Source organism: Streptomyces acidicola, assembly GCF_009377235.1.
GTDB lineage: Bacteria > Actinomycetota > Actinomycetes > Streptomycetales > Streptomycetaceae > Streptomyces > Streptomyces acidicola.
Map to the genome: position 1 here is coordinate 15,364 of NZ_VMNX01000121.1, position 12,129 is coordinate 27,492.

Sequence of the window (12,129 nt, forward strand, 5' to 3'; positions counted from 1 at the left end):
CGCGCGCGTGCCTACAGCGAGCCCCTGCGTGACAGGTGGTTGAAGGCCAGCCAGCCCGGCAGCACGGGCAGCCAGAGCGTGAGCAGCCGGTACAGGAGCACCGCGGGCGCCGCGACCTCCTTGGGGAGCCCCACCGCGATCAGGCCGACGGTCAGGGTGGCCTCGACCGCGCCCACACCGCCCGGGGTCGGCGCCGCGGACCCGAGCGCGTTGCCGGCGAGGAAGACCACCGCCACGCTGGCGATGCTCAATGAGGGCATGTTCTCGCTGCCGAACGCCCGGATCGACGCGTCCAGACACATCACGAAGCAGCCCGTGAGCAGCAGCATGCCGCCGATGCCCGTGACCAGCTTCTGCGGCCGCTGCAGCACGTCGAGCATGCGCGGCACGACACCCGCGAACAGTGACCTCACGCGCGTGACGACGAACTTCCGCAGCCACGGCACCGACGTCACCACGAGCACGAGGACCGCGACCGTCAGCAGGCCCGCGATGACCGTGCGGGACGGCGACAGGGAGGGCGTCTTCTCGGTACCCGTCAGATAGCCGAAGGACAGCAGCATCAGGATGTGGCAGCCCAGTCCGAACAGCTGCGACGCGCCGACACTGGCCACCGCGAGCCCCGGTCGCACCCCCGACCGCTGCAGGAACCGCGCGTTGAGGGCGACGCCGCCCACCGCGGCGGGCGCCACGATCTTCACGAACGATCCGGCGACCTGCGCCGCGACGGTCCGCAGGAACGGCACCCGCTCGGGCACGAAGCCCAGCAGACTCATCGCCGCCGCGACATAGCTCAGCGCGGAGAACGCGGCGGCCGCGGCGACCCAGCCCCACTCGGCGTTCTCGATGAGCGGCCCGAACTCGATGTGGGCGAGCTGCGTCAGCAGGAAGTACGCGCCGATCGCACCGGCGATGAAACTGATCAGCGTGCGCGGCCTGACCCGCTCCAGGCGGGCCGGTTCGACCGGAGCCTGCGGCCTGATCAGCAGCACCTGGTGGCGGATCTGGGTGAGCAGGTCCTCCTCCCGCGCCTCCTCCATGGCCTCGTCGATCGCGCGCTTTTCGGCCCGCTGCTCGGCCCGTACGGCCTTCTTGGCGGACTTGCCGGCCGCGAGTGCCTGGGATTCCTCCACGCGGGCCTGTTTGGCGAGCTGGGACGCTTCCAGGACCGCCTCACGCTCGCGCTCGGCCCGCTCCCGGGCCAGCCTGCGCAGCGTCGCGAGCGTGGAACGAGACAGCGCGATGGGCTGCAACAGCGGCAGGCAGTCGGCCACCGCGTCGGGGCCGAGGGCGCTCACGGCCGAGCTCACGGCGCGCTCGGCGCCCACCCGCAGGCCGAGCGTCGTCAGCAGCTGGGACACGTCCATGCGCAGCAGCAGGTCTCCGGCGGCGATCTCGCCGACCCGCAGATCGGTGAGGATCACCGTGCCGGAACCATCCACCAGAATCGCGTCGCCCACGAGCCTGCGGTGCGCGATACGCCGTGACTGCAGCGCCTTCACCTGGTCCCAGGTGTCGTGCAGCAGATCGTCGGTGATCTCCTCGTCCGACAGGGAGTCCAGGGTGCGCCCGCCGGTGTGCTCGTAGACGAGCATCACGGCGTCCGGACCGAGTTCCGAGGTCGCGATCAGCTTCGGCGCGTTCGCGCCGGCCGCGATGGCCGCGTAGGCGAGCAGGGCCTCCTGTTCCAGGGCCTGACGCAGGGACTGCAGGCTGCGGCGCGTGGCGAGGCCGCGCAGCGTCAGGTTGCGCCAGGCGCGGTAGAAGAAGCCCTGCGCCTGCTGCTCCCGGTCGACCACCGTGACGTCCAGCGGCGAGCCGTCCTCCAGCGTCACGAAGTACCTGCGGCCCCGGTCGCCGCTCTCGGCCGTGTCCGGGACCTCCTCGCGGGACGCGCTCACGGGTTTGAAGCCGACGTGCCGCAGGCCGGCCATCAGGGTCCGCCCGGTGGGGCGCACGTTCGGCGAGCCGACCGCGTACAGCGTCCCGTAGGCCACGGTCCAGCCGATCAGCACCGTCAGGATGATCGAGAACGGTGTCGTGTACCCGGTGACCAGCATGGAGAACGCGTCGAGCAGCAGCACGATCCACAGCACCGCGCGCCAGCGGGGTCTGCGGGACATGCCGACTGCGGTCATGTACGCGATGACGGGTGCGAGATAGCCGTGCACCGGGTCCGTGAGGGCATGGATGTCGCCGGGCGAGGGCTGGGTGAGCGCTTCCTGGATCGACTCCGGGGCCCCTCTGGCGACCCACAGGTCCGTGGCGAGCGTCACCCCGTGCGCGAGGACCGCCGCGAGCACACCGTCGGCGATGCGCAGCCCATCGCGCTTGATCAGCCGCTCGATCGCGAAGGCCACCGGGACCAGGAGGATCGCGATGCTCGACGCCAGCCCCGCGAGCTTGATCAGCAGATCGGGCGCCTGACCGGTGCCCTTGTTGATGTCCTGCTCAAGCCCGGACGTGGTGCCGTGCGCGAACGCGGCGATCGCCAGGAGCACCACGACCGCGAGCACGCCCACCAGGAGCCGCATCAGGTCCGACGGGCGGTGCACGCGCGCGGGGAGCAGCGGTTCGTCGCCCTCGACCTCGTCGGCGTACGCCTCGTCCACGACCTCCGCGTCTCGCTCGACCTGCTGTTTCTCGTTTTCGTACGTCTTCTGGGAGGTCGCTTTGCCGGTCGTCTCCCGGGCGGGGGACGTGTCGGTTGTCGTGCCCTCGTCGGCGGTGTCCGGACGCGACGACGCCTCAGAGGTGCCCGCAGCGTCTTCTGGGTGCACGCTCTGCTGCCTCATGGTCTCTTCTTGGTCTCGTATCACCGGTCACCGCCCGCACGATGGTGGCATGCCCCGTCGACACACTCGGGCATCAGGGTGCAATACGGGGTCGCACAGTCTGCCCCAAGCGCACCGCGAGGGCGAGGGTTGAGCCCGGCCGCCGCTCCGCCCCATTGTCGGTGGGGTCGGGCAGTATGGGCCGGATGAGTGAGGAGAGCCTTCCATCGGACGCCCTGCCGGACTACGCGGAGCGGGTCCTTGAGGTCGCCGAAATGATCCCGGCCGGGCGCGTCATGACGTACGGCGACGTCGCCGAGTGGCTGGAGGAGGGGGGCCCACGCCAGGTGGGACGTGTGATGGCTCTCTACGGGGGAGCGGTTCCGTGGTGGCGGGTCATACGCGCGGACGGCGTGCTGCTGCCGGGCCACGAGCTGGACGCCCTGGGGCACTACCGCGCCGAGGGCACCCCCCTGCGCGAGGCGAGCCGCGCCTCCGAGGGTCATACGCCACGGGTCGACATGAAGCGGGCGCGATGGGACGGCGGCGAACGCGGCCAGGATCACATCTGACAGCTTCCGGCACCGGGCGGACGAAGCGGTGACCTGTGACTCGTACGGGGGAAGCGGGGCACGTCCGTGGCATGGCGTACGTTCGTGGGACGAGGGACGCGCGTGCCGCGCGGACCGGGAGGGAACACAAGGAAGCCCTGCTTCCGCACCGTGCGTCGGCGTAGCGTCGGCATCGCTCGTCCCCCTCACCCCGCGGCCACCGCCCTCCACGCGCAACCCGAGTACACCCTCCAGGACCGGCGAACCACGTGAGCTCCTCTTCCTCCACCACACGCCCGTCGCACCCTCAGGTGCGCCAGGGGAGCCGTGGCGCCTACCGACTGGTTCGTACCCCGCCGGCCAGGGTGGACCCCCCTCGTCTTGACGCAGGCCAGCGTGCCGTGGTTGACCACGGGACCGGCCCACTGCTCGTTCTCGCAGGTCCGGGCACCGGTAAGACCACCACGCTCGTCGAGTCCGTGGGGGCCCGCATCGCGCGCGGTGCGGACCCCGAGCGCGTGCTCGTCCTGACGTTCAGCCGCAAGGCGGCTGTGGAACTGCGCGACCGCATGGCCCAGCGCATCGGGGCCGCACACGCGCCCCAGGCGACCACGTTCCACTCCTTCTGCTACGCCCTGGTCCGCGCCCATCAGGACAGCGACCTGTTCGTCGAACCCATGCGACTGCTCTCCGGCCCCGAACAGGACGTGGCCGTCCGCGGACTCCTCGCCGGCCAGCCCGACCTGGAGCGCCTCGGTCTGGCGCATGTCCGCTGGCCGGACGAACTGCGCGCCTGCCTGACCACACGCGGCTTCGCCGACGAGGTCCGCGCGGTGCTGGCCCGCAGCCGCGAACTGGGGCTGGGTCCCGCCGACCTGCGGCGCTTCGCCGCCCGTATCGGCCGCCCGGACTGGCTCGCGGCCTCCGCCTTCCTCGCCGAATACCTCGACGTGCTCGACCTGCAGGGTGTCCTCGACTACGCAGAACTGGTCCACCGCGCGGTGCTCCTGGCCCGCCGCCCCGAAGTCGCGAAGCGCCTCGCAGCGCAGTACGACGCCGTCTACGTGGACGAGTACCAGGACACCGACCCCGCACAGGTACGGCTGCTCCAGGCCCTCGCGGGCGACGGCCGCACACTCGTCGCCTTCGGCGACCCCGACCAGTCGATCTACACGTTCCGGGGTGCCGACGTGAACGGCATCCTGGACTTCCCGGTCGCCTTCCCCCGCGCCGACGGCCGTCCGGCTCCGGTGGAGGTCCTCAGGACGTCCCGCCGCTCGGGAGCGGCCCTGCTCACGGCCACGCGACTGCTCACCCAGCGCATGCCGCTGACCCGTCTCCCGGTGGAGAAGGCACGGGCCCACCGCGAGCTGAAGTCGGTACGGGACGGGGGGCGCGTCGAGGTGTACACGTACCCGACGCCGGGGACCGAGCTGGACAACGTCGCCGACATTCTGCGCCGGGCCCACCTGGAGGACGGCGTCCCATGGAGCGACATGGCGGTCCTGGTGCGGGCGGGCTCCCGCGCGATCCCGTCGGTCCGGCGGGCGCTCACCGCGGCGGGCGTACCCCTGGAGATCGACGGAGACGACCTCCCGCTGCGGCACGAACCGGCGGTGGCACCCCTGCTGGCAGCGCTGCGGGCGGTGGCGCGAGCCGAGCTGGGCGAGACCGGTGAGACGGCCCCCGGGGAGCAGGGAGGGCCGGAAGAGCCCGAATGGAGCGGCGAGCACCGAGGCCCCGACGAGCCCGGACAGCAGCCCCCCTGGCTCGACACCGAGACGGCTCTCGACCTCCTCGCCTCCCCCCTCGCCGGCATGGACACCGCCGACCTGCGACGCCTCGGCCGAGCCCTGCGCGAGGAGGAACGGGCCGCAGGCAACGCCTTGCCGCCGCCCTCGGACGAGTTGCTGGCGCGGGCACTGGCCGAGCCGGAGCGACTGGTCGCGCACGACCCGGCGTACGCACGGGGCGCCCAGCGGCTCGGCGAACTGCTGCGCCGGGCCCGGGAGCGCCTCGCGGACGGCGGCACGGCCGAAGAGGCGCTCTGGGAGCTGTGGGACGGCACACCGTGGCCCAAGCGGCTCGCATGGGCCGCTCGGCGCGGCGGCGCGGCCGGCCGCAACGCGGACCGAGACCTCGACGCCGTGTGCGCGCTGTTCGCTACCGCGGCGCGCGCGGAGGAGCGCACCGGCGGGCGCGGCACCCTCAACTTCCTGGAGGAGATAGAAGCTGAGGACATCGCCGCCGACACGCTCACCAGGAGGGCGGTACGCCCCGACGCCGTACGCCTGATGACCGCACACCGTTCCAAGGGCCTTCAGTGGCGTCTGGTGGTTGTCGCGGGCGTCCAGGAGGGACTGTGGCCCGACGTGCGCCGCCGCGGCTCTCTCCTGGAGGCCGACCGCATCGGACGCGACGGACTGGCCGAACCGCTCACCGCGGGCGCGCTCCTGGCGGAGGAGCGGCGCCTGTTCTACGTGGCCGCCACGCGCGCGCGTGAACGCCTCGTGGTCACCGCCGTGAAGGCCCCCGCCGACGACGGGGACCAGCCCTCCCGCTTTCTCACCGAACTCGGCGTCGAGCCCAAGGACGTCACCGGCCGCCCCCGCCGCCCGCTGTCCGTCGCGGCACTCGTCGCCGAACTGCGCGCCACGACCGTGGACCCGCGCCTGTCGGACGCCCTCAGGGAGGCCGCCGCCCGCCGTCTGGCCCGGCTCGCCGCGCTCGCCGACGAGGACGGCCGTCCCCTGGTGCCTTCGGCTCACCCGTACCGCTGGTGGGGCATGTTCGAACCCACGGAGAGCAAGGTCCCGTTGAGGAACCGTGACCAGCCGGTCGTGCTCTCCGGCAGCGCCCTCGACCAGCTCGCGAACACCTGTGCCCTGCAGTGGTTCCTGGGCCGTGAGGTGAAGGCCGACGCGCCCTCGACCGCGGCTCAGGGCTTCGGCAACGTCGTCCACGTCCTCGCCGACGAGGTCGCCTCCGGCCGCACCCCCGCCGACCTCGCCGTCCTCATGGAGCGCCTCGACTCCGTGTGGAACGCGCTCGCCTTCGACGCGCCCTGGAAGTCCGCCCAGGAGAAGGAGCACGCGCGCGTAGCGCTCGAACGCTTCCTGCAGTGGCACGTCATGGACCGCACCGGCCGCACGGCGGTGGCCAGCGAGCACGACTTCGACGTGACCCTGGGGGCCGGTGACTACGAGGTGCGCATTCGCGGCTCCATGGACCGCGTCGAGACCGACGGCGAAGGCCGTGCCTATGTCGTCGACTTCAAGACCGGCAAGCAGACGCCGAGCGCCGCCGAGGTGGCGCGCCACCCCCAGCTCGCCGTCTACCAGCTCGCCGTCCGCGAGGGCGCCGTCGACGAGGCCTTCGACGGCGTGCGCCCCGAGCCGGGCGGCGCCGAACTCGTCCAACTGCGCCAGGGGGCACCGAAGAAGGACGGCGGCGATGCCGTGCCGAAGGTCCAGGCCCAGCAGCCCTTGGAGGGCGAGTGGGTCGGCGAGCTGCTGGCCAACGCGGCGGGCAAGGTCCTCGACGAACGGTTCTCACCGACCACGGGACAACACTGCACACACTGCGCGTTCCGGGCATCGTGCACGGCCCGGCCGGAGGGACGGCACGTCGTCGAGTAACGCACGTGACGCACCGCACCACACGGGCTGACCAGCGCATCTCCCCGCCTACGGGATGATCCGGCACCCACTGTCAGTGGCCACCGCTAGCCTGTCTGGGATGTCCGCCCGTATCACCGATCCCGAGCAGCTCAAGGAGCTCCTCGGCATCCCGTTCACCCCGGAGCAGACGGCCTGCATCACCGCACCTCCCGCCCCGCAGGTGATCGTGGCCGGGGCCGGCTCCGGCAAGACCACGGTGATGGCCGCGCGCGTGGTGTGGCTCGTCGGCACCGGACAGGTGGCCCCCGAGCAGGTGCTCGGCCTGACCTTCACCAACAAGGCGGCCGGTGAACTCGCCGAGCGCGTACGGAAGGCACTCGTCAAGGCGGGCGTCACCGACCCGGACGTCATCGATCCCGACAACCCGCCGGGCGAGCCGGTCATCTCCACCTACCACGCCTTCGCGGGCCGCCTGCTGACCGACCACGGCCTGCGCATCGGACTGGAACCCACATCCCGCCTCCTCGCCGACGCCACCCGCTACCAACTCGCCGCACGTGTGCTCCGTGAGGCCCCTGGCCCCTACCCGGCGCTCACCCGCTCCTTCGCTGACCTCGTCAGCGACCTCCTGGTCCTCGACTCCGAACTCGCCGAACACCTCGTACGTCCCGAGGACCTGCGCGCGTACGACGCCGAGCTGCTGCGGACCCTGGAGAACGCCAAACTCACCAACGCCGACCTCCGCAAGGTCCCCGACACGGCCGCCGCCCGCCGTGAACTCGCCGAACTGGTGGGGCGTTACCGAGCGGCCAAGCGCGAGCGCGACCTCCTCGACTTCGGCGACCAGATCGCGCTGTCGGCCCAGCTCGCCGGGCTCCCCGAAGTGGGCCGCGTCCTGCGGGACGAGTTCCGGGTGGTGCTCCTCGACGAGTACCAGGACACCTCGGTCGCGCAACGCGTCCTGCTCGCCGGGCTGTTCGGCGGCGGCACCGGCCACCCCGTGACCGCCGTCGGCGACCCCTGCCAGGCCATCTACGGCTGGCGCGGCGCCTCCGTGGCCAACCTCGACGACTTCCCCGAGCACTTCGCACACGCCGACGGCCGCCCCGCGACCCGTCAGGCGCTCAGCGAGAACCGCCGCAGCGGCGGCCGCCTCCTCGACCTCGCCAACGGCCTGGCGGAGCCCTTGCGCGCCATGCACGCGGGCGTGGAGGCCCTCCGCCCCGCCCCCGGCGCCGAACGCGACGGCACGGTCCACTGCGCCCTCCTGCGCACCCACGCCGAGGAGATCGACTGGATCGCCGACTCGATCGCCCACCTCGTGCGCACCGGCAAGGAGCCCGGCGAGATCGCGGTCCTGTGCCGCACGGCGACCGACTTCGCGGAGGTCCAGGGCGCCCTCGTCGCCCGCGACATCCCCGTGGAGGTGGTGGGCCTGTCCGGGCTGCTGCACCTCCCCGAGGTGGCCGATCTCGTCGCCGTCTGCGAGGTCCTCCAGGACCCCGGCGCCAACGCCTCCCTGGTCCGCCTGCTCACCGGTCCGCGCTGGCGCATCGGCGCCCGCGACCTGGCCCTCCTGGGACGGCGGGCCCGGCTTCTCGTGCCCCACGCGCGCGTGGGGGCCGATGACGACCCCGACAGGCGGCTGGCCGCGGCCGTCGAAGGAGTCGATCCGGCCGAGGTGATCTCTCTCGCGGACGCGCTCGACACGTTCCTGGAGCTGCCGTTCGAGGCCGAGCGGGAGGATGACGGCCTGCCCTTCTCACCGGACGCGCGCGTCCGGTTCGCGCGCCTGGCAGCGGAACTGCGCGACCTGCGCCGCTCGCTCGCCGACCCGCTGATGGACGTTCTGCACCGGGTGCTCGCCGTCACCGGCCTGGAGGTCGAGCTCTCCGCGTCCCCGCACGCCCTGGCCGCCCGCCGCCGCGAGACACTGTCCAACTTCCTCGACATCGCCGCGTCCTTCGCCGCCAACGACGCCGAGGCCACCCTGCTGGCCTTCCTGGGCTTCCTGCGCACCGCGGCCCAGTACGAGAAGGGCCTCGACAACGCCCTCCCGGGCGGCGAGAACACCGTCAAGGTGCTCACCGCGCACAAGTCCAAGGGCCTGGAGTGGGACGTCGTGGTGGTCCCCGGCCTGGTAACCGGGACCTTCCCCAGCGACCGGGGCCGGGAGAAATGGACCGCCCAGAGCAAGGTCCTCCCGCACGAGCTGCGCGGCGACGCCGACACGCTGCCCGACGTCGAGGCATGGGACTCCCGGGGCATGAAGGCCTTCCACGAGGCCATGAAGGACCACCAGCACACCGAGGAACTCCGCCTCGGCTACGTCACGTTCACCCGCCCCCGCTCCCTGCTCCTCGGCTCCGGCCACTGGTGGGGCCCGTCCCAGAAACGCCCGCGCGGACCGTCCGACTTCCTGCTCGCCCTGTACGAGCACTGCGCCGCCGGGTACGGCGAGATCGAGGCCTGGGCCGACGCACCCGAGGAGGACGAGGAGAACCCCGCGCTGCACGAGGCGGCCGCCGACCACGCATGGCCGCTCCCGCTGGACGACGCGGCCCTCGCCCTCCGCCGCGCGGCCGCGGAGACCGTCCTGGCTCACCTGGAGAGGGGCGTCTCCCACGAGGACACCCACCCCGCGGCCACCCACGACCCGAGTTCCTACGACGATCCGGACTGGCCGCCCCCGCCCGAGGACGAAGAAGACCTCTACGGAGACGGCGACTTCCCGGCCGAACCCCCTTACGGGGACGACGGTTTCCCAGCCGAACCCCCTTACGGGGAGGACGACCTCCCGGAGGACCTCCCCGAAGGGAACCCCGGCGACGACCATGACGACGACCTCGACGGTGACCCCGACGACGACCCCGACTGGGACTCGTGGCCGAAGGCCCGCCCCGCGATTCCGCACCAGGCCCGGTCCCCCGAAGCCCTTCCGCACCCTGCCGACCCGGCGCCCCTCACCTCCGAAGAGACCCGCACCATCGCGTCCTGGGACCGTGACCTGGACGCCCTCACCGGAGAGCTGCTGCGCGCCCGCCAAGGCGTCACCGACGTCGCCCTGCCCGCGTCGCTCACCGCGTCCCAGCTGCTGCGCCTGGCAGCCGACCCGGACGGCTTCGCCCAGGAGCTCGCACGGCCCATGCCGCGCCCCCCGCAGCCCGCCGCGCGCCGGGGCACCCGATTCCACGCCTGGGTCGAGGCTCGTTTCGAGGAGCTCCGGCTGCCCATGCTGGAACCCGAGGACCTGCCCGGCACCGAGGCCGAGATCGCCGACGAACGCGATCTGGAAGCCCTCAAGGACGCCTTCGAGCGCACCCCGTACGCGCACCGGACGCCGTACCGCATCGAGGCTCCCTTCCAGCTCACGATCGCCGGACGTGTCGTCCGCGGCCGCATCGACGCCGTCTACAAGGAGGGTGACGGCTCCGGCCCGGAGGGCGACGGCACCACGTACGAGATCGTCGACTGGAAGACGAGCCGTACCCGTACCGCAGACCCCCTCCAGCTCGCGCTCTACCGCCTTGCCTGGGCCGAGCAGCAGGGCGTGCCCCTGGAGTCCGTCGGGGCCGCTTTCCTGTACGTGCGCACCGGTGAGGTCGTACGCCCCGATGCCCTGCCCGACCGGGCCGCACTGGAACGTCTCCTCCTGGAGGAACCCGGCGCGGACCCACGCGCGAGGGCAGCGGACGAACCGCCGGACGAGTATGTCGGCGCGGGCCGATAGGCTCGTGAGCATGAGCCAGCCCGTTGACAGTGCCGTCAGCGCCGTCCGTACGTACATCGAGGACCACCGCGCCGCCTTCCTCGACGACCTCGTGGAATGGCTGCGCATCCCGTCGGTGTCAGCCCAGCCCGAGCACGCCGCGGACGTGCGGCGCAGTGCCGACTGGCTCGCCGACAAGCTCAGGGAGACCGGCTTCCCCGTCGCCGAGGTCTGGGAGACGCCCGGAGCCCCGGCCGTGTTCGCCGAGTGGCCCTCCGACGACCCCGGGGCACCCACGGTTCTCGTCTACGGGCACCACGACGTGCAGCCCGCCGCCCGCGCGGACGGCTGGGACACGGCCCCCTTCGAGCCGGTCATCCGCGGAAACCGCCTCTACGCGCGCGGGGCCGCCGACGACAAGGGCCAGGTGTTCTTCCACACACTCGGTGTCCGTGCCCACCTCGCCGCCACCGGCCGCACCGCGCCGGCCGTCCATCTGAAGATGCTGGTCGAGGGCGAGGAGGAGTCCGGGTCCCCGCACTTCCGCGCGCTCGTCGAGGAGCACGCCGACCGGCTCGCCGCCGACGCCGTCATCGTCTCCGACACCAGCATGTGGGACGAGGACACCCCCACCGTGTGCACCGGCATGCGCGGCCTCGCCGAGTGCGAGATCGAGCTGCACGGGCCCGCCCAGGACCTCCACTCCGGCGCCTTCGGCGGCGCCGTGCCCAACCCGGCCACCGCCGCGGCCCGACTGGTCGCCGCCCTCCACGACGAGCACGCGCGCGTGACGGTCCCGGGCTTCTACGACGGTGTCGTCGACCTCACCGACCGCGAGCGCGAACTCTTCGCGGAGCTCCCCTTCGACGAGGAGAGCTGGCTGCGCACGGCCAAGTCCGCCGCCACCTGCGGAGAGGCCGGATACACCACCCTGGAGCGCCTCTGGGCCCGCCCCACCGCCGAGGTCAACGGCATCGGGGGCGGATACCAGGGCCCCGGCAGCAAGACGATCATCCCGTCCTCGGCTCTGGTGAAGCTCTCCTTCCGGCTGGTCGAGGGCCAGGACCCGGACCGGATCGAGAAGGCCGTCCGCGTGTGGGCCGCCGACCAGGTGCCCGCAGGGATCCGCTGCGAGATCACCTTCGGCCCGGCCACCCGTCCTTGTCTGACGCCCCTGGACCACCCCGCACTGCAGTCCCTCGTACGCGCCATGGGCCGCGCCTTCGAGCAGCCCGTCCGCTTCACGCGCGAGGGCGGCTCCGGTCCCGCCGCCGACCTCCAGGACGTCCTCGGCGCACCCGTGCTCTTCCTGGGCATCTCGGTCCCCTCGGACGGATGGCACGCCCCGAACGAGAAGGTCGAGCTCGACCTCCTCCTCAAAGGTGTCGAAACCAGCGCCCATCTGTGGGGCGACCTGGCCGGAAACGGGCAAGAGACACACTGAAAGAGGCCCCCGACGCCCGGCACACCAGACC

Annotated in this window: 5 protein-coding genes; 4 read left to right on the forward strand and 1 reads right to left on the reverse strand. The window is 72.4% G+C overall.

Annotated features, from left to right (window positions below; genetic code table 11):
• Positions 1-11 precede the first annotated feature (11 nt).
• On the reverse strand, positions 12-2,795 hold the full coding sequence (locus tag FPZ41_RS27350) for a lysylphosphatidylglycerol synthase transmembrane domain-containing protein (RefSeq protein ID WP_152866325.1): 2,784 nt from the start codon (positions 2,793-2,795) through the stop codon (positions 12-14).
• Between the two features lie 185 nt (positions 2,796-2,980).
• Here FPZ41_RS27350 and FPZ41_RS27355 point away from each other — a divergent pair, with 185 nt between their 5' ends.
• The 4 genes from FPZ41_RS27355 (at position 2,981) to FPZ41_RS27375 (ending at position 12,098) form a co-directional block, all read left to right on the forward strand.
• A complete protein-coding gene (locus FPZ41_RS27355) occupies positions 2,981-3,346 on the forward strand; it encodes an MGMT family protein (protein ID WP_322620799.1) in 366 nt (121 codons plus the stop codon).
• Positions 3,347-3,594: 248 nt separating this feature from the next.
• Positions 3,595-6,963: an ATP-dependent helicase gene (locus FPZ41_RS27365; RefSeq protein WP_322620800.1), complete on the forward strand. Its 3,369-nt coding sequence runs from the start codon at positions 3,595-3,597 to the stop codon at positions 6,961-6,963.
• Between the two features lie 100 nt (positions 6,964-7,063).
• A complete protein-coding gene (locus FPZ41_RS27370; RefSeq protein WP_152866327.1) occupies positions 7,064-10,675 on the forward strand; it encodes an ATP-dependent DNA helicase in 3,612 nt (1,203 codons plus the stop codon).
• Between the two features lie 10 nt (positions 10,676-10,685).
• Positions 10,686-12,098 (forward strand): dipeptidase, encoded by a 1,413-nt coding sequence (locus FPZ41_RS27375; protein ID WP_152866328.1) that lies wholly within the window; start codon positions 10,686-10,688, stop codon positions 12,096-12,098.
• Positions 12,099-12,129 lie beyond the last annotated feature (31 nt).

Excerpts from the sequence above, each read along its gene's own strand:
- FPZ41_RS27375 (WP_152866328.1), top strand. The coding sequence starts at position 10,686 with ATGAGCCAGCCCGTTGACAGTGCCGTCAGCGCCGTCCGTACGTACATC.
- FPZ41_RS27355 (WP_322620799.1), top strand. The coding sequence starts at position 2,981 with ATGAGTGAGGAGAGCCTTCCATCGGACGCCCTGCCGGACTACGCGGAG.
- FPZ41_RS27370 (WP_152866327.1), top strand. The coding sequence starts at position 7,064 with ATGTCCGCCCGTATCACCGATCCCGAGCAGCTCAAGGAGCTCCTCGGC.
- FPZ41_RS27350 (WP_152866325.1), bottom strand. The coding sequence starts at position 2,795 with ATGAGGCAGCAGAGCGTGCACCCAGAAGACGCTGCGGGCACCTCTGAG.